Below are 19,310 nucleotides of genomic sequence, written 5' to 3' on the forward strand. Positions count from 1 at the left end.
TTTTTACTTATTTATCGGGATTATACGGAACGAGCAGATAATGTTGTGCCAGTTCTGTAAACTCCTGCACCTGTGCTTTCTCCCATTCTAAATCCTTTCCTGTTTCTTTTGCCATTATAGAAGCTACCTCCGGAGCAATATCGATGGCTGCACGTGCATCCAGAAATGTGGCCCGTAACCTTCGGGATAAAACATCTTCGACTGTTATAGCCATTTCCACCCTGACAGCCCATACAACTTCCGCCCCCGTATAGTCGAAACGCGGATGGAGCTTCCTTGCCAGTTCGGGTCTCTCTTGCTGTAGCTTCTGTATCTTCTCGTAATCGCTGCCATATACATAACTGAAATCCGACCTGTCGACATTTTCTTTATATCCGTGTATTTTCAGGTCGCGTGTCACACACTCTTTCCAGGGCAGGCTTCCGATTGGCAAGGCTCTGTTTACCACATCTTCGGCCATATCGCGATATGTTGTCCACTTCCCGCCGGTGATGGTAATAAGCCCGCTATCTGATATAACTATTTTATGACTGCGCGATATTTCCTTTGTTTTCTGTCCATCAGTTCCTTTTTTGGGTGCCGCCAGTGGCCTTAATCCCGCAAATACCGAAAGTACGTCTTCACGTTTCGGTTGTTTTGCCAGATATTGACTTGCCGTTTTAAGTATAAATTCGATCTCTTCCTCCAGTGCCTGCGGCTCAAGCACGAACTCTTTCAACGGGGTATCGGTAGTACCCAGAACTACTTTTCCATGCCACGGCACACCAAACATCACCCGTCCGTCGCTGGTCTTCGGTATCATAATTGCGGTATCACCTCCCAAAAACGACTTATCTACAACAAGATGTACTCCCTGGCTGGGACGTACAATGTTGTCTTTTTCCGGAGCATCCATCTTCATCAGGTCATCGACGAATATTCCGGTCGCGTTTATTACTACTTTCGCCTGAAGGGTATATTCTTGTTTTCCTAATTCGTCATATACTTTCACTCCCGCAATCTTTCCGGTTTCGTTTTTAATCAAATTCGAAACTTTTACATAATTTACAACAGTAGCTCCCTGCTCTGCGGCAGTTTGCAAGAGGTTAATCCCCATACGGGAGTCATCGAACTGGCCATCATGATACACAACCCCGCCTCTTAGCCCGTTAGTTGCTATTTGAGGTATTTCCTTGACCACAGATTTCTTACTCATCGGCAAGGAACGGCCCAATCCGCGCTTTCCGGCCAGTATATCATAAATAGTTAATCCGATTGTGTAAAATGGCTTTTCCCACCACTTATAATTTCCTATAATAAACCGTTGATCTTTCACCAGATGCGGGGCGTTCTTCTTCATCAATCCCCTTTCGCGCAAAGCTTCTATAACCAGACTCACATCGCCTTGCGCCAGATAGCGCACACCTCCGTGTACCAGTTTTGTACTGCGGCTGGATGTGGCTTTCGTAAAGTCAGCCTGCTCTACCAAGGCGACCTTGAACCCACGGGAAGCAGCGTCGATTGCCGCACCAAGCCCGGTAGCACCGCCACCGACAACAACAAAATCCCAGACTATAGATCTGTCTGCTATTTGCTTTATATGATTATATCGATTCATAACTTTTAGCTTTAATATACACAAAGATAAACATGTATTTTAAACAAACAAACAAATTCGAAACTTTTTTATATCAAATATTAATATTTTACATCAAATTCAAAACCAAACACAATATTTCGAAACAAAATATAATCCAAAACTTCAAATCAAACAATACTTTTCGCACATTACACATCTCAATTTTATCGAATGAAATATAAAACGAAACCAATATCTTTCAGGATTTTTAAAGCGTTCAATTCTTAAAGTTTTTATATCTTTGTAGTTAGTAATTGTAATTTTCAATTTGAGATATGGGAAATATAGCTAAACGACACAAATTCATACTGGAACAGTTAAAGCAGGACGGATACGTAAAGGTCCAGGAACTCAGTGAGAAGTTAGAAGTTTCGGAAGTTACAATTCGTAAAGATTTAAAATATCTCGAAAGCAAAAAAATGCTTTATCGTAATCATGGTAGTGCCAGCAGCCTGAGTTCTATCATCACGGATAAACATATAGATGTGAAAGAGAAGATGCAGATGGAGGAAAAGACCAGAATTGCCAAAGCCGCCAATAGCCTGCTTGAACCTAACGATAAAATAATCATAGCTTCCGGTACTACCCTGCTCACTTTCGCAAATGAGATTAACGTGGATCATAATATCACCGTTATCACATCTTCGGTAAAAGTATCTCTGACCCTTTGCTACAACCCGAATATCGAGATAGTGCAACTGGGCGGCAATATGAGAAAGAACTCTGTTTCGGTCATTGGCCACTATGCCGAAAATATACTGGAAAGCCTGTCTTGCAACAAGCTATTCCTTGGCGTGGACGGCATTGACCTCGATTACGGACTGACTACCAGCGACATGAGCGAAGCCCGCATAAACCAGCAAATGATAGACGCAGCGCAAAAGATTATTATACTGACCGACTCTTCAAAGTTCGGCAAACGAGGCTTCTGCAAAATATGCGATCTGAACAAGATACACCATATTATTACAGATACCAACGCGCCTGCTCATATCATAGATATGCTCCGCGAACGCGATATAGAAGTTACCCTTGTATAAGGATATTCAGACCATTCAGCATTACCCGGTATATTTCCTCGGATAGCGGAATATGATCGATGCTATTGCAGCAAGCCCTATCAGCAAAGGATAATACAAATAAGGCACAATCTGCATAGGACTTACATTAGCCAATCCCGCAGCTATAAGCAATTGCGCCCCGTAAGGTATCAAACCCTGGACAAAACAAGAGAAAGTATCCAGCAGGCTGGCGATCTTCCGATTGTCCAAATCGAATTTATCGCTGATATTTTTTGCTATCGGCCCGCTTATAATCAGGGCGATGGTATTATTCGCCGTGCAAAGATTGGTTAACGAAATAAGTCCGGCAATAGAAAATTCAGCGGAACGCTTCGACCGTATATTGCGTGTCATCTTGCCTATCAGCCAGTCGACTCCACCATTGAAGCGTATCAGTTCAAACATACCTCCTGCCATCAACGATACAATAATCAGCTCTCCCATATCCACAACGATACCCTGACTCATGGCCGCAGTCCAGTCCCAGACACCAAAGCCGCCTGTGATAAGTCCGATTACACCCGATAGGATAATCCCCAAAGCCAGTACGACCATCACATTAACTCCTACCAAAGCTGTAATCAATACAGCCAGATAAGGCAACACTTTCACCCATTCTACCTGCTCCGCCGAAACAGATGCTCCGCCTGTCAGTTCCAGCCCCTGATAGATATAAAGCAGGAGTACCAGTATGACAACAGGAAATACAATACGGATATTCACCTTGAATTTATCCTGCATCTGGCATCCCTGCGTACGTGTAGCCACAATCGTAGTATCCGATATAAAGGAGAGATTGTCTCCGAACATAGCCCCGCCAACTACAACACCCAACATCATTGGTAAATCGAGTCCTGCCTGAGACGAGACTCCTACTGCAATAGGCGCTAAAGCGGCAATAGTTCCGGTAGATGTACCCATAGACATGGATATGAAACAAGCTGCAATAAATACACTTGCCAATATAGATTGCTCCGGCAAGAGATAGAGAAGCATATTCACCGTAGCATCCACCGCCCCCATTGCTTTGGCTGTACCGGCAAATGCTCCTGCCAGAATAAAGATAACAACCATCAGCATAATGGTTTCGTTGGCTGCACCACGGCAAAACTGGGTGATGCGGTTTGCCAGCTTTCCTCCTTTCGAATATAAGACCGCAACCATCGATGCTGTCATAAAGGCTACCGAAACAGGCATCTGATAAAGGTCTCCTGTGAAAATAAAGGTGAGGACATACAGCAGGAAAAACACTGCCAACGGCATCAATGCCCAGCCTTTTGAGTGATACCACTTTTTATCTTGATTCATTTATTCAATCTTTTTTAATAACCGGATGCAAAGATAGCTTTTTTCAGTTAACGGTCAGCAGTCAGCAATTAACAGTATTCTCACATGGAAACATTAAGACGTAAAACCTGGCTCATCGATACATTTGCATTTATTAACTATATTTTGTTAAAAACTGACACATCTGACACATTCTTCAATATTTTCATTGCGTGCATTTTGCATCCATTAACTACGTTTAGTTAAAAGGTAACAAAGGTAACAGTCTTTTAGCCTTTGTGTCCTTTGTGATTTCCTTCGTGTACTTAGTGGTTAAAAACTCTTTACCACAAGGGGCACAGAGATTTACACAAAGAACACTATTTACAGTCAACAGCCAACAACTTGTATCTCGTACCTCGTCTACTCGTATCTCATATAACTTTCAACTTAGTACTTAAAACTCATTACTTGTTAAAAGGTAACAAAGGTTACACCTTTTTCAATATTCCTTTTTGTCACTTTTTATTCTATTTTCCGTTCATTGACACATTGGCATATTAACCAATCGGCACATTAAAATAGTATAGATAAACTTTTTCAAAAAGATTAAATTTCATAGCTTGCCCTAAAAAGCCAAATATTGGACTCTAAGCATAGGATATTTTCTTTAAATTCGCCTTTATTAAATAACCGGATATGAAACACACCATCTATAGAATATTTTCGAAAAACACAGGGCTTATCATACTAACCTTTATATGCATTCTATTCACAATATATTTCGTTTATTTGGGTACTATTTCAGAATTCGATACCGTATATTCTATTATTGTTCTATGTTACATAATATTGAATATTCTTCTTATCAGAAGCGTCATTTTCCCTATCATAAAAATCAATAAAAGCGGAATCACATCTTATGGCTTTTTCCGGAAAAGGGAACTGGCATGGCATGATGTTAAAGACATCAAATTATTGAAAAGTAAAACACAAAATAAAAATATCCCCGTCCCGATGCAAATGTATGTGGAATGGAAATATACAGATTCGCCTGAAACACACGGGGTATGGATGAAGCGCACAAGTACCTACATTATTCTTTCAAAAAAAGATATAATAAAACCGAACGACGGTATATACTCAAAACTTAACCTATATAGACATATAGCTGCCAGCAATTCAACTGTAGCTTTTGCCTATGATAAACAAGTATGGAAGATTATAGAAGAACAACTTCCGGAATCAATTATTTATCAGGTTCAGGGTCAAACTTAAATATTTCATCTTCATTGTCAAGAATATATTTTAAAGACCGGTCGAAATCTTTTTTCAGCGTAGGATTCAAGCTGTTGGCCCAATCAGGTTTTTCTTCATTCCTCATATATGCTAATAAAGCAAGAGAATATGCCCATTCATCCTGATTCATATATCCCTGATACGAATACCCCCAGCCAGAGGAAGACTGATAATATTGGAAACTGGTATTAGCACAAAATATACCGAATCCGAAAAGCACAGTTGCCAAATCTGTCAGATGTTCATCATTCTCCTCTATCCGTTTTTCTCCCAATAATTTGACATGGGACAATTCATGAGCAATAATTGCAATAGCATGTTCCGGGCTGTTAACAAATTGCTTATCAATAGCGATCGTATATTTTCCTCTTTCATCTTTTTCATAATACAAGCCTGCCGCCTGATCACTTTCATTATTCAGAAAGATAGGATTATACCCGGAATTTATTTCAGTTATTCCGGTTTCATAAAAATCCAACTCCAATTCATTCTCAGGGATTGCCATACAACCGGCTACCATTTTCAGTGCTTTTTGCACACTATCCTCATCATTATTCCATATAAAGGGCATATTGTCTGCGGTAGGTAAGAATATCTTCCTGTCTTCCACTTTAGGCTCAGGGAATTCTTCTTCCAACCATAAAAGAGAGTTTTCGAACCATTTCCTCAGTTCATAATTGAGTGGTTCATACTTTTTCGACCTGAAGATACCAAACATATTTGACAGTATTAAATAACTTTACAAACATAGCATAAACATATAACAATTGCAAAATGAAACCCCGGTACAGGGATTCCATTTTGCAATCCTTCAAGTAATTGATTGACTAAACTTAATTCATATCACGATCCTCATCCCCAGGTGTGTATACCGGAGGGATCTCTTCGGTTTCATCATTCTCTTCGTCATTCTTATACCAGTTCACCTTCCGCAAAACATACATCACTATAGCCAGGGCGACAAATAATCCGACCGCGCCGAATAGTAAAGCCATATTTTCCTGTTGCAGGATAATATACAGATAAGCGTAAAGTACTGTAAGGAAGAGTCCCATAACAGCAGTCTGTTTCACATTACGGAACATGGTGGTGGAATAAGCCGTTATCAGCAATGTGGTTGCCGCCCCCGAAATCAGGTAAGAAAGGCCAAAGCTAAGATGCTCTGATATTGCCAGTAATAAGGTATAAAACAACACCAATGCACAGCTGACAAGCAAATATTGTACAGGGTGGATCCGTTTCTTGCTCAGTAATTCCACCAGGAAGAATACAACAAATGTAAGAACGATAAACATAATCGCATACTTCACCGAACGCATTGTCATCTGGTATTTATCTACCGGATACCGTAAATCTACACCCAAAGAAGATGTTTTGATTACATCGTTACTCCCTGTCCACATCTGCACATAGTTGCGATTATAATCGAATACATTCCAACTGGCATCAAATCCTTCGTTATTAATTACACGATCAGCAGGAAGGAAATCCCCATTGAAAGCGACCGTACTCCATGGCGACTTCAGATGAATGCGGTTTTCCTTTCCTATCGGGGTGAAATAAAGCCCTCCACTACCATTCAGTCCCAGATCGAAACTAAACTCATAACTCTGTACTGACGGATCGACAGGCATACCGATTGTCACACCCGAATCGATAAGCGTGTTGCTTTTCACACCGGGCTGTACCGGCAATGACTTGCCATTTACGTTAAACTCAATCTTGTTCCTCACACCCTGTAGGTATGGGATGCCAATTAAAACGAAGGCATCCTGCCATCTTACCTGTTCCTCTTTTATATTCAGTTTCGCATAATCGGGCAGACTAAATCTTCCGCTGATTTTCATATCCGACTGATATACCAAAGTATGAAATAATGTCCGTGAACGCTCCTCCGCCGTGATATTACCGTCTACACGAAAATCATCCGGAAGGTAGTAAGAGTAAGCGATAAGCGGATTACCGTTTTTATCGATACCGCTCTGATAAGGCAGTACCAATACAGGACCTGTCAATTGCTGAGCTCCTCCCCATTTGTTTACAATATCGTCCTGAGCTGCCTGCTGATTCTGTTCCCTCTCTTCGATCAGGCTTTTTATCATAGTAATAGGTAGCAGCATTACTGCTACAAGGACAGCGACGACAACGATTTTGACGATAAGCATGTCTACGTTTGTTCCAAAGTTTGTTTTCATAAGTTTCAAGTTAATATTTAAATAAAAGTTCTTTGAATTTCAAAGTATATAAATAAAAAATTTTATGGCAAAGGATTAATTAATTTTTCAAGTGCGTCGATATGTTCTTTAAATAGCTTTTGCCCCAAGGAGGTAACCTGATAAGAAGTATTAGGCTTGCGCCCTATAAACTGTTTTCTGACCTCTATAACCTCTTCTTTTTCCAATGCTTTAAGATGACTGGCCAGATTGCCGTCGGTAACATCAAGTAACTCCTTCATTGTATTGAAGTCCACGCTGTCATTTACCATCAGCACCGACATTATCCCCAAGCGTACACGGCTGTCGAAGACCTTATTCAATCCTGATATAATATCTTTCATAATTAACCGTTTTTTACAGACTTCATGTCATATTTATAATAAATGAGGATACCATATACTATATGTAAAACACCAAATCCAATTCCCCAGAATATCAGGTCATAACCTACAACTACAGCTGCTACCAATCCCAATATAATCTCACATGCTCCCAGTATTTTCACATCGCGGTAGGTACGCGAGCCTGCAGCAATAAGCCCCAGTCCATAAAATATCAGCATACCGGGTGCTACCAGGTAAGCGACATGCTTATATATGAGAATGATGCAAAATAGTCCGCCAACAGCCATCGGTACACAAAAGTCCTTAGCTATTTGCAGGGTTACAGGTTGCCAGAGCTTCGCATTGCTTCGTATCGCCTTCTTGTAAGACAGAACCAATCCTGCTGTTAAAGCAGAGACCAGCACCGCAAATGCAATCAGGATGAAATCATACAGGAGCGAGCCTGTAAATGTAAACCGTCCTTTGAGAACAAGGTATGCCACTACCGCTCCTACAATAGCGAATGTACCAGCCAATACGCCCGACATACCGCTTATAGACAAGAACTTGCTCGACCGCTCCATCATGGAACGAATGTGTTTTAAATCATCCAGATTAGTATCCATAACATTTCACTTTGAAACACAAAGTAAACTGTTATATTTGGGATATGCAATAAGTTGGGGTAATATTTTTTGTGAAAGGGAAAATAAACATCACAGATCCGTCAGTTTACAAGATTTACGTGACAAATCAGCATATAAAAAACTGCAAGGTTTGTATAATGAGAAGTATGTATTATAATGGTGTCTAAAGCCGTTATTCTTTCAATAACTTATCAAGAAATTCATCGAATTCACGATCAAACTTTTCCATCAGGTCATTGTCGATTTTAACAACATCATCTTCGCTGATAAGCAGAAGTTCTTCCATTACCACAAAGTTTTCATCGGCATAATTCACAGAGAAAGGTTTGAACAGATCCAGAGAAGAGAACATATTTTCTTCATCCAGTTGTTCTGTCACCTTACGCAAAACAGATATAACTTTTTCATCCGGCAATTCATCGACTTTGTCTACCCAATTGAAAATAACGATCTCAGCCACTTTATTTTCTTCGTCGTCATAAAAGGCTACCTCTCCACTCTCTTTATCCACAGTGATAAAGATATCGGTCAGAGAACTGCCCTTATAATCCTTTGCTAAACTGTCTATGGCCTGTTTAAAAGTATCTTTTATCAGAGTAGATGTGTCCCTGTTTGCTCCTGTTCCCATGTAGATGATAGATAATATTTATGCAAAGTTAGAAAAATATTGCATTATATCCTGCTTTCTTCTATTTCTTTTATAAAATGTAAAGAGCAATAAACAGATGATAATCAAAATAATTCTTCAATCCATTCCCGCATTTTCTCTACACCCATAAAAGAGACACTCTTTCTTTTCAATTTTCCTTCCTTGTCGAAGATCAGATAGGTAGGAATTCCTTCGAAGTCAAATTGCTCCAAAATGTAGTCCCACGCTTCATCTGTTAAATAGAAATGCTCTCCCCCGATTTGTGGAATTTTCTCTTCCCACGTCTTACGTACCGAAGAAGGGTTGGTTATATAAACAAACACGACATCTTTATCCGCATATTCTGATTTGATAGACTCTGTCCTTTTCATTGCGGCAAGGCAAGGGCCACACCAGGTTGCCCAGAAATCTACGACAACAACTTTTCCCTTATATTTTGCCACAATGGCATCCATCATAGCGTCTTTAGCTACGGCTGGCGTTTCGTTTTTCACAAGTTTCTTGCTACCTGTCTGCGAGTTGAGCATACTTACTATCTCTTCATTCCTCGAAAACAATACCTCAGCAAACGATTTATCAGTAAAGTATGTATCGATATCTTTCTTTTGTATTTCAGACAGGGGCTTCATTGCATCTAACTGCGCAGCATACATACTTGCAATAAGTACATTACAGAAAAATCCCGGATTTGCTCCTGTTATAATATGCAAAGGCTCTTTGGCTTTAACTAACCATTCATCAATAGTCAGCCCCTCAATAGATGGAATATTCAGAACTTTATTTTTCAGCAATTCACCAATTGCTATCTGCAAATAAGAGGCGTACAAATAGCGGGAATCATTAAAATCCAGATGACTAAGAATTGAATAATACTCAACAGAGGTTTTTTGAGGTACAAAATCTTTTCTTTCATCCTTAGGTTGATCACGGTATTTATAATTATACCTCATCTGCATATTCTCCTCATAGCCCAGATACAACATATGCAACAAAAAAGCCTTCATTTCGTATGATAAGATCTGTTTCGCATTTGCCGATAACTCTGTATAACTGTCCAGTTTAGCTATAGCATCTTTAGTGTAGTCAATAACATATTTGCTATATTCCTCTATTGTCATCCTGTAATTATCATTCGCCGGATTATTGCTGAGAATATCCCTAAACACAAGCCCGATATTCATAGCGTCATAAGCAGTCAGGTTCAGACTATTGGAAATCTTTATATGTTTAGCTCCGTTTTTATCAAAATTTATCTCCAGCTTGGTTTCCTCCTCTGGGATTATATAAACATTCCCCTCAAATACTGAAGATCTGATAACACAAGAACCCACAGCAAATACCGGAGTGGTAAATGTAAATGTCCCATCTTCCTGAACAGGTATCTGATTAATTGCATAATCAAAGAAAGGCCTGTTCAAAAGCAGATCCAGCGATACGGTTTTCATACTATCGGGTACATTTCCGGTTATCTTACCTGATAAGGTCGCTATACCATATTTAAACCGGGGTGCCGGTAACGCATTATCTGTTTGTGAATATACGATTACAGTGTTTATGCATAATAGCAGGCATAAACAGGATATTCTGATTGTTGTTTTCATGTGGTATAGGCTTTATGACATTAACAATGAACTATATATTAAAATCGATAATATGCTCTCCCGCATTAAGCGTATTGTGTATCCTTATCTCTGAATTCTGCTGAACAAGTGAATAGGGTACCACGCTTTTTGTCAGCCAGGCATTACCCCCGATTGTGGAATCGTGGCCTACAACCGTCTTACCGCCCAAAATAGTAGCTCCGGCATAGATAACCACATTATCCTCGATGGTGGGATGCCTCTTTTCATTGGCAAGGCCTTTGGTTACAAACAATGCTCCGAGAGTAACCCCCTGGTAAACTTTCACATTATTACCGATAACCGTAGTTTCACCTATCACGATCCCTGTCCCGTGGTCGATGTAAAAAGCCCGTCCTATCTGCGCTCCCGGATTTATATCTATACCCACTTTCGAATGGGCGTATTCGGAAAATAACCGGGGAATAATAGGCGTATTCATTTTATAGAATTCATGGGAAATACGATAGACCACCTGTGCGAAAAAACCGGGATAGGTAAGAATTACTTCCTCTATCGATTTGGCGGCCGGGTCATTTTCAAAGTAGACAGCTGCTTCGTCATAGAGCTTGTCCTGAAGTTCCGGTAACCCTGATATGAATCTGTCAACCATTGCCTCTGCCGTTTTTCGGTCCGACAATGCGGAAATATTTTCTACCAGAATAGAGTAGAAATAATACAGTTTTTTCTCTCTGGACTTCTCCTGATCGCAGATCGGAAACAGTACTCGATGGATCAGTGTATTCAGCGCATCTTCCAGTTCAATTCTATTGATTGGCAAGTGCTTTGACTCGGCTCTCAGTTTATTCGCGATTTCGTATATATTAGTCATAACTTTAGCTTTGAAAACAACAAATGTAATAATTAAATACAGAAAATCAGGAATTATGATTCCCCTTAATTTTTGTATGTTTTAAATCATGTATTTCTATGTGAAAAACAAAACAAAATATTACTTAAAATCGTTGTTTATTCCTACATTTGTATAGTCAAGAACCGATTTAATCGTTAAATCATGAAAATAAATAACATTTTATCAGAGCTGGAGGCAAAACACCCCGGCGAGCATGAATTTCTGCAAGCTGTAAAAGAAGTGCTTGTATCAATTGAAGATGTATATAATCAGCATCCCGAGTTTGAAAAAAACCGTATTATCGAACGTCTGGTGGAACCCGACAGGATTTTCACATTCCGTGTAGCATGGGTAGACGACAAAGGCGATATTCAGGTAAACCTGGGATACCGCGTACAATTCAATAACGCTATCGGCCCTTACAAGGGAGGCTTGCGGTTCCATGCATCAGTCAATCTATCCTCACTCAAATTCTTAGGATTTGAACAAACTTTCAAGAATGCATTGACTACACTACCTATGGGTGGCGGTAAAGGAGGTTCCGATTTCAGCCCGAGAGGCAAGTCGAATGCCGAGATTATGCGTTTCTGCCAGGCTTTCATGCTTGAACTTTGGCGCAATATTGGCCCCGACACAGACGTTCCTGCCGGAGACATCGGCGTAGGCACACGCGAAATCGGTTATTTGTATGGCATGTATAAAAAACTGGCAAGAGAAAATACCGGGACTTTCACAGGCAAAGGCCTCGAATACGGAGGTTCGCTGGTCCGTCCGGAAGCTACAGGTTTCGGTGCTCTGTACTTTGTGAACGAAATGCTGAAAGCCAAAAATATAGACCTGAAAGGAAAAACCGTAGCAGTTTCGGGATTCGGCAATGTAGCATGGGGCGCAGTCACCAAAGCGACAGAACTCGGAGCTAAAGTTATTACCATTTCGGGACCTGACGGTTATATTTATGACCCGGATGGCGTTAGCGGCGAAAAGATAGAATACATGCTCGAACTTCGCAACAGCGGTGACGACATCGTAGCTCCATATGCAGATAAGTATCCTAACTCTAAATTCTTTGCAGGCAAAAAGCCATGGGAACAGAAAGTAGACATCGCACTGCCATGCGCCATACAGAATGAACTGAACCTGAAAGATGCGGAAACACTGGTTGCCAACGGCGCTACCTGTATAGCTGAAGTATCTAATATGGGATGTACTGCCGAAGCCGTGGATTTCTTCATCGAGAAGAAAACACTCTTTGCTCCGGGCAAGGCTGTGAACGCCGGAGGTGTCGCCACATCGGGACTGGAAATGAGCCAGAATGCTATGCATCTGCAATGGACAGAAGAGGAAGTAGACCAGAAACTACATCAGATAATGAAAAATATACATGCTCAAAGCCTGAAATACGGAAAAGAGGATGGAGGATATATCAACTACGTGAAAGGTGCTAATGTTGCGGGATTTATGAAAGTAGCCCGTGCAATGATTGCGCAGGGAGTTGTATAACTTAATTTAATCAATCGAGAGAAAAGCCCTTTGGATACAGAAATCCAAGGGGCTTTTTGACTTATAAAGATGCCGGCTGTATACCGGAATATTTACCCTGAATTTTACACCATATATTTTTGCATATGTCAAATAATTGTCATTAACTTTGTATTTCAAAGTAAAATATATAATGACCCTTTTTATATAAAGAAATATGCTGAAAAAGATTTTTAAATGGATAAAGAGAATCGTAATATTTCTGTTTGTATTCAGCATATTACAAGTTATCGTTTTCAAATTTGTCCCTGTGTACTACACTCCGCTCATGGTATGGAACAATACGATACAACTCTTTTCGGGAGAAGAGGTTGTTTGCAAACATACATGGGTTTCGCTCGATGAAATATCCAAGTACCTGCCATTGGCTGTGGTAGCATCCGAAGACAATTTATTCTTAGATCATTCGGGATTCGATTTTGACCAGATAGAAAAAGCGATGAACGAAGCCGAAAAGGGCAAACGCCAACGGGGAGCAAGTACGATCAGCCAGCAAACGGCAAAAAATGTTTTCCTTTGGTCCGGCCGTTCCTACATCCGCAAAGGACTGGAAGTCTATTACACATTCCTCATAGAAACCATCTGGGGCAAAGAGCGTATTATGGAGGTATACCTCAATTCTATAGAAATGGGTAAAAATATTTATGGAGCGGAAGCCGTCGCACAAGCCCATTTCAAAAAAACAGCGAAAAAGCTGACTGCCGGCGAATCTGCTTTGATAGCTGCCACATTACCCAACCCCATACGGTTCAATTCGGCAAAGCCTTCACCTTATATAATAAAGCGTCAGGGAAAGATACTGGACTTGATGGGAAAAGTAAACCCGGTTGATTTTGATAAGGAACCCGAACCCAAGAAAGATGTAAAGAAAAGTACTAAAAAGAACACTAAAAAATAACATCATTATGGAAACACAAACACTTGAAAAGCAACTACTATTTAAAGTCAGAGCATTGACGATCTTCTATATCTTCGCTCTTTTCTTCTGGGGCGTTACAGCCTTTCCTGTCGAAACCGAGATCCGGATTATTTGCCAGATTATGGGCATATCACTTGATGCTTCTCCCGATAGTTACGAAGGATTCAATTACTGGATAGCCACCGTTGCCAACGGTTTAATAAATACTAATCGAGACTACCCTTTCCTTGCTTACGGAACAGACTGGCTGGCATTTTCACATCTGGTGATCGCAGTAGCATTCATCGGCCTGTACAGGAAACCTGTACGAAATATATGGATAGTATATTTTGGGATGATTGCCTGTTTGGGTGTAGTGCCTCTGGCTCTTATATGCGGTGCGGTGCGCGGCATTCCCTTCTGGTGGAGAATGATAGACAGCTCATTTTGTATATTCGGAATAATCCCGCTCTGTTTCTTACATATTTATGTAAAGAAGTTGGAGAAGCTAACCGGATACGTACCTTCTAAATACTGAGGTTTCCCTCAAATTTTACTGACAGGAATATATATTTCTGTCAGTAATTCACTTTCAGGAACCAGCACAGGGCTATTCAGGAATTTGGAGAAAGACATATTGTCCCGTAATTCATATTCACTCTTTGGTATCCAGTACCGGTAAATGTTACAATACACCTTATCCATATCCTTATACGTTCCCCGATAAGTAAAAACCGCATATAAGCCTCCTTCTATTGTTTGCCGTCCCAGACGCCCGCCAGGCCTAAGCGCGCGCTCAGTATTTATACATGTGTATATCCTGCAATTCTCAGGACTTGTTATTGTCGAAATATCCCGGCTTAATGATAGATATTCATGGTTATTATCGGGGATTCCACTCACACCTATGATACTGATCAGCTTATCCCATGCCTTGAGGAATGCGCCTGACTGCTTGTAAGGATTTGCCACACGCAGGTAAAACACTTCTTTCGACGCTATTTTCCTTATTTCAGGTTCTAAAAAAAGGTTCTCCACAGGGCTACTCATCGGCACAGTAAGATCGTCGGACTGCATACGATATGCCGATGGCGTAATGCCATATCTCTTTTTAAACGCTTTTGATAATGCCTGAGGACTTTGATAGCCTGTTTGTTCTGCAATATCAGCCAGTGAAAATCCCGTAGTATGTAACTTAAAAGCCGTTTTCTCTAATCGTAAACGCTGTATATAATCGCCGGGGCTTTCATTCATTACAGCCCTGAATATCCGGTGAAAATGAAAACTCGAAAGCCCGGCTATGCTTGCCAGATCAGAAAGATTAATGACCGCCGAGAGATTATCATTTATATAGTCTACTGCCCTATTTACCGATTTGTAATATTCCAGATGTGTAAACTGATGAGATTGCCAGCGCTTTAAACCGGGCAGTTTGACTGTTGTTTTTAAGCTCACCTCATCCAGAGTAAGAGTGCGTCCATCCAGTTTTTCAGCCTCATCATGATATTGTAAAGAATCCTTGACAAATTCTTCAAAATTGAAATCATCGGTATATTTTCCATTCCGGAAGCAAAAACAACAAAAATCTTCATTCAGACTTTTATCTCCATTTGTACCAAAATATTCAACTGAAGCCATAGGCATGCCACAGCTTTGACATATGTCGTTTTTCATATCAGACAGACTTTCTTTATTCCACGCTTATTGATCAGTAAACCTATACAAAAGGTTCCAAATAATCACAGCGTTTGATTTTATAAGCTAATTTATTCAATTCCATATTTGGACAATCATTCTTCAACCAAAAGTATAAAATATGTTCTTATTATCGTTTGTCCATTCTTGCGAAAGATGGGAATAAGTAAGAATATTTTCCACCCAACAAAGTTAAATAAAGTTAATATTTAAAATTTAAAAATACGTAATTTACATATAATCAACACAATAATTATCAACTCTTAATTTTATACAGTATTATGTATTGCATAGTACTAATATTTATTTATATATTTGCAATACAAACAACAATGTATAGTATAATAAGTGGCATAAAACAATAGTAGGTTATGAAAAAAGTTATAGAAGTTAGCATAGGAGGGATCAACTTCACAATGGAAGACGATGCCTATTACAGACTAAAGGAATACCTGAGACGTTTTGAGGAAACTATTTCCGACAAAAAAGAAGCGCGTGAAGTAATGGAAGACGTGGAAGCGCGTGTTGCCGAAATATTTCAGAAAGAAATGAAATTTTCGAATCAGGTGGTAGATATGAGACTTGTACAAGTTGTCATTGACCACCTGGGCGAAGTGGAACCCAAAAACCAAAATGAGAACCAGGCTTCATCGCAAAGCAGCTATGATCCGGGAGAAGAATACTCCAAGGGGAACAAAAAGTTTTATCGCGACATGGACGACAAAATGCTGGCTGGCGTATGTAGCGGAATTGCAACATATACAGGAGTGGACGTCACCATCATAAGACTAATATTCGTTGCACTGGCTTTTGCATATGGAAGTGCTATTCTCGCTTACTTCATCCTGTGGATCGTATCGCCAAGGGCCGAAACCATAGCCCAGAAGCTTGAATTGAGGGGGTATGCCCCCACAGCAGATAATATCAGAAAATTTACATCACAACGCAAATAATATACAATATGGAAACAATAAATGTAGACAATATAAAAGCCCAGATGCGCAAAGGAATATTGGAATACTGTATCCTCAGCATACTGTCGAAAGGCGACGCTTATGTATCAGCCATTATCAACGAACTGAAAGAATCGGAAATGATCGTTGTGGAAGGAACACTTTATCCTCTGCTTACCCGCCAGAAAAATCAGGGTTTGCTCAGTTATCGCTGGGAAGAATCAACACAGGGACCTCCGCGAAAATATTATACAATCACAGATAAAGGCCGTGCCGTATTAGACGAACTCGATACCGTGTGGACAGATCTGGTCAGGGTTATAGACAATATTAGAAACAAATAAAACCTAAATACAATGAAACCAACTGTAAGAGTGAGCATAGGCGGATTGGCATTCAATCTTGAAGAAGATGCTTTCCAGGTTCTCGACAGCTATCTGAAATCTTTAAGAAGGCATTTCAGCGGAAACCCAGAAGCCGATGAAATTATTGCAGATATAGAGTCGCGCCTCAGCGAATTACTGCAAATGAGAATCAATGGAAACGATGGCGTAGTATCAATAACCGATGCTCAGGAAATCACAAAAATAATGGGTAATCCGAAGGATTTCGATGAATCCGCATCCGGAGAAGCGGAAGAAGGTACGCCTAAAAACGAATCCTACCATGATAGTGAAAACAGAGATGATTCTTCTAATTTCTTTAAAAAGAAACTGTACAGGGACGAAAATAACAAGCTTATAGGCGGTGTATGCAGCGGTTTCGGTCATTATTTCAAGATTGACCCTACAGCAGTCCGTATCTTTTTGGCAGGTATTGTATTCCTCTTCAGCTTTCTTTCATTCAAAGTAGTGGGAACAATCGTACTGGCATATATTGTGCTATGGATAGTCATGCCGGTGGCAAGGACATTCAATCAAAAATTATCCATGACCGGAGCCGATCCCTCCATTGAAAATATAGAAGACCGCTCGCAGCCTGCTCCACGAAAGTATAAGGGCAGTGCCATAGGAACCATACTCAATATAATAATAAATATCATTGTCGGGGTCTTTGCCATTATTATCTTTTTCACCATGCTGAGTATGATTATCACATTAGTATGGTTATATATGGATACAGAATTATTTGGGCTGAATAATTATCTGGTGTTGCTTGGATACAACTCCATCAATCTGAAAATAGCTGTTGTACTGGCAACGTTAATTCCTATAGGAGCTTTGCTCAGCTTACTGATTAAAATATTACGTCGCTCATCATTCACATCACAGACGCTGGTCAGCTTCATCATCGGATTGGTGATCTGGATAGGGGCAGTAGTATATATCAGCAATAAGAGTATCAAGTTTGCTCATTCACATAAAGAACAGGCTGAAGCTGTAGACCATTTACCTGTAAACACAAAATCAGACACCCTGATTATAAAGCTTGGGGATGAATATCTGACTGCAAATCCTCAACCTCAAAATCCGATCATGTTTTACAAAGGGGAAAAAATGAAGGACAGACAGGTTTGCATCCTACCATATATAAAAGTCAAACAAGATACATCTTTGACAGATTACAAAGTGGAAATACTCAAGAAAGATTATGCCGACAATAATATTACAGCAAAAAGGAAAGCTGAAGCATTACAGCTGGATTATAATATAACCGACTCACTGATTACTATCAACCCGAAATGGTACAGCAATACAGACAAGTGGAACCTGGAATCATTTGAGGTTATTGTTACTGCTCCGAGCAACAAGAAAGTGATCATGGAAACACCCCTTAAAGAGTCCTATCATATCAATTCTATAAGATTCAACCGCTATGATTGCTTTGGTTATCATTATGATTTTGATTTTGATTGAACTACTCAACAAAATCCTCAATTGAAACGTTATTTCATTTCGATAATAAATAGAATTTAGTTCCATCTGTTAAATCGGGCAAAAAATCGAAATTTTTGTCCGATTTTCATTAAAAAAACACAACAAAATTCGAGTTTTCTCGTTTATAATATATAATTTTGTGAAATAACCTTAATTATTGGGTTATGAAAGGTAAATATAGAGCGTACATTTTAATATCAATATTGACTCTGGGGTTTCTGCTATCGTCGTGCGACAGAGAAGACAATGCCTATGCCAAAAGTATAGAAGGGCATTGGGTATATGCAGAAACAAAAGCCGAAGTATATGTCACTGAGCCTTCTCTAAAGAAAACAATAGAAGATTACATCAATGACAGAAACAAGACTTATAAGGTGAGTTATGAGTTTAAAAATGATAAAACCTATTATTACTATAAAAATTATGCCGAACCTCTAAAAGGCATATATAAAACAATAGACAAGAACTATTTTAAAATGGATGATCTGCAAGGAGTAAAAACTCTTTCCTACAAAGACTCTATCATTTATATAGTATCTGACATAAAAGATGAAGTAGCCCGGGAATTGAAGATAGACAAAAATAAGATACTGAAAGCCAACACCATGGATATCTTTGAACGTGGATTGTTTTCACATTAATACCCTGGAATATTCCGGATGATCACAAGATTAAAAGAAAAGGCGACAAACAGACCTCTATCCTTTCCGTATGGTAAACACTTATACTATTAAGTAACAATAAGACTTTTATTAAAAAATCACAAATAATATATCTGATGTAACACATCAGTCTTT

The 19,310-nt window shown here is 39.7% G+C and carries 19 protein-coding genes; 9 read left to right on the forward strand and 10 right to left on the reverse strand.

Annotated elements, in window-relative coordinates:
* Positions 1 to 7: 7 nt before the first annotated feature.
* Positions 8 to 1,597: a glycerol-3-phosphate dehydrogenase/oxidase gene (locus IR083_RS05525; RefSeq protein ID WP_194223572.1), complete on the reverse strand. Its 1,590-nt coding sequence runs from the start codon at positions 1,595 to 1,597 to the stop codon at positions 8 to 10.
* Positions 1,598 to 1,893: 296 nt separating this feature from the next.
* On the opposite strand from IR083_RS05525, the gene IR083_RS05530 reads away from it, so the two are divergent.
* Positions 1,894 to 2,658 carry a DeoR/GlpR family DNA-binding transcription regulator gene (locus IR083_RS05530; protein WP_006798387.1) on the forward strand — a complete coding sequence of 255 codons (765 nt, stop codon included), beginning with the start codon at positions 1,894 to 1,896 and terminating at the stop codon, positions 2,656 to 2,658.
* 21 nt (positions 2,659 to 2,679) lie between these two features.
* On the opposite strand, the gene IR083_RS05535 is transcribed toward IR083_RS05530, so the two are convergent.
* Entirely contained in the window at positions 2,680 to 3,987 is a 1,308-nt protein-coding gene (locus IR083_RS05535) for a Na+/H+ antiporter NhaC family protein (RefSeq protein WP_194223573.1), read from the reverse strand.
* Between the two features lie 657 nt (positions 3,988 to 4,644).
* Here IR083_RS05535 and IR083_RS05540 point away from each other — a divergent pair.
* Positions 4,645 to 5,223 carry a hypothetical protein gene (locus IR083_RS05540; RefSeq protein WP_194223574.1) on the forward strand — a complete coding sequence of 193 codons (579 nt, stop codon included), beginning with the start codon at positions 4,645 to 4,647 and terminating at the stop codon, positions 5,221 to 5,223.
* On the opposite strand, the gene IR083_RS05545 is transcribed toward IR083_RS05540, so the two are convergent.
* The 7 genes from IR083_RS05545 to epsC form a co-directional block, all read right to left on the reverse strand.
* The gene (locus IR083_RS05545; protein WP_194223575.1) at positions 5,195 to 5,962 is read right to left on the reverse strand and encodes a hypothetical protein; all 768 of its coding nucleotides are present in this window, start codon (positions 5,960 to 5,962) and stop codon (positions 5,195 to 5,197) included. The two genes, IR083_RS05540 and IR083_RS05545, sit on opposite strands and share 29 nt — an antisense overlap.
* A gap of 115 nt (positions 5,963 to 6,077) precedes the next feature.
* Complete coding sequence (gene creD, locus IR083_RS05550; RefSeq protein WP_194223576.1) at positions 6,078 to 7,439, reverse strand: cell envelope integrity protein CreD; 1,362 nt, start codon at positions 7,437 to 7,439, stop codon at positions 6,078 to 6,080.
* 62 nt (positions 7,440 to 7,501) lie between these two features.
* Positions 7,502 to 7,801 carry a winged helix-turn-helix domain-containing protein gene (locus IR083_RS05555; protein WP_006798392.1) on the reverse strand — a complete coding sequence of 100 codons (300 nt, stop codon included), beginning with the start codon at positions 7,799 to 7,801 and terminating at the stop codon, positions 7,502 to 7,504.
* Between the two features lie 2 nt (positions 7,802 to 7,803).
* Entirely contained in the window at positions 7,804 to 8,409 is a 606-nt protein-coding gene (locus tag IR083_RS05560) for a hypothetical protein (protein ID WP_194223577.1), read from the reverse strand.
* 193 nt (positions 8,410 to 8,602) lie between these two features.
* Positions 8,603 to 9,058, reverse strand: coding sequence for a hypothetical protein (locus IR083_RS05565; protein ID WP_006798394.1), 456 nt, complete (start codon positions 9,056 to 9,058; stop codon positions 8,603 to 8,605).
* A 104-nt stretch (positions 9,059 to 9,162) separates the two neighbouring features.
* Complete coding sequence (locus tag IR083_RS05570; RefSeq protein WP_194223578.1) at positions 9,163 to 10,680, reverse strand: TlpA family protein disulfide reductase; 1,518 nt, start codon at positions 10,678 to 10,680, stop codon at positions 9,163 to 9,165.
* A 31-nt stretch (positions 10,681 to 10,711) separates the two neighbouring features.
* Positions 10,712 to 11,530 (reverse strand): serine O-acetyltransferase EpsC, encoded by an 819-nt coding sequence (epsC, locus tag IR083_RS05575; protein ID WP_006798396.1) that lies wholly within the window; start codon positions 11,528 to 11,530, stop codon positions 10,712 to 10,714.
* Positions 11,531 to 11,713: 183 nt separating this feature from the next.
* On the opposite strand from epsC, the gene gdhA reads away from it, so the two are divergent.
* The 3 genes from gdhA (at position 11,714) to IR083_RS05590 (ending at position 14,526) form a co-directional block, all read left to right on the forward strand.
* The gene (gene gdhA, locus IR083_RS05580; protein WP_194223579.1) at positions 11,714 to 13,051 is read left to right on the forward strand and encodes an NADP-specific glutamate dehydrogenase; all 1,338 of its coding nucleotides are present in this window, start codon (positions 11,714 to 11,716) and stop codon (positions 13,049 to 13,051) included.
* A 196-nt stretch (positions 13,052 to 13,247) separates the two neighbouring features.
* Positions 13,248 to 13,988, forward strand: coding sequence for a monofunctional biosynthetic peptidoglycan transglycosylase (gene mtgA, locus IR083_RS05585; protein WP_194223580.1), 741 nt, complete (start codon positions 13,248 to 13,250; stop codon positions 13,986 to 13,988).
* Between the two features lie 7 nt (positions 13,989 to 13,995).
* Positions 13,996 to 14,526: a hypothetical protein gene (locus tag IR083_RS05590; protein ID WP_006798399.1), complete on the forward strand. Its 531-nt coding sequence runs from the start codon at positions 13,996 to 13,998 to the stop codon at positions 14,524 to 14,526.
* 8 nt (positions 14,527 to 14,534) lie between these two features.
* Here the strand turns inward: IR083_RS05590 and IR083_RS05595 are convergent, their stop codons facing one another.
* Entirely contained in the window at positions 14,535 to 15,662 is a 1,128-nt protein-coding gene (locus IR083_RS05595; RefSeq protein WP_194223581.1) for a GyrI-like domain-containing protein, read from the reverse strand.
* Between the two features lie 392 nt (positions 15,663 to 16,054).
* Here IR083_RS05595 and IR083_RS05600 point away from each other — a divergent pair, with 392 nt between their 5' ends.
* The 4 genes from IR083_RS05600 to IR083_RS05615 all read left to right on the forward strand — a co-directional run bounded on the left by IR083_RS05600 (position 16,055) and on the right by IR083_RS05615 (position 19,154).
* The gene (locus IR083_RS05600) at positions 16,055 to 16,636 is read left to right on the forward strand and encodes a PspC domain-containing protein (RefSeq protein ID WP_006798401.1); all 582 of its coding nucleotides are present in this window, start codon (positions 16,055 to 16,057) and stop codon (positions 16,634 to 16,636) included.
* A gap of 8 nt (positions 16,637 to 16,644) precedes the next feature.
* The gene (locus tag IR083_RS05605) at positions 16,645 to 16,980 is read left to right on the forward strand and encodes a PadR family transcriptional regulator (RefSeq protein ID WP_006798402.1); all 336 of its coding nucleotides are present in this window, start codon (positions 16,645 to 16,647) and stop codon (positions 16,978 to 16,980) included.
* A gap of 12 nt (positions 16,981 to 16,992) precedes the next feature.
* Complete coding sequence (locus tag IR083_RS05610; RefSeq protein WP_194223582.1) at positions 16,993 to 18,492, forward strand: PspC domain-containing protein; 1,500 nt, start codon at positions 16,993 to 16,995, stop codon at positions 18,490 to 18,492.
* 185 nt (positions 18,493 to 18,677) lie between these two features.
* Positions 18,678 to 19,154, forward strand: coding sequence for a hypothetical protein (locus IR083_RS05615; RefSeq protein WP_006798404.1), 477 nt, complete (start codon positions 18,678 to 18,680; stop codon positions 19,152 to 19,154).
* Positions 19,155 to 19,310: the final 156 nt, after the last annotated feature.

Source organism: Dysgonomonas sp. GY75, from assembly GCF_015234155.1.
Classification (GTDB): Bacteria; Bacteroidota; Bacteroidia; order Bacteroidales; family Dysgonomonadaceae; genus Dysgonomonas; species Dysgonomonas gadei.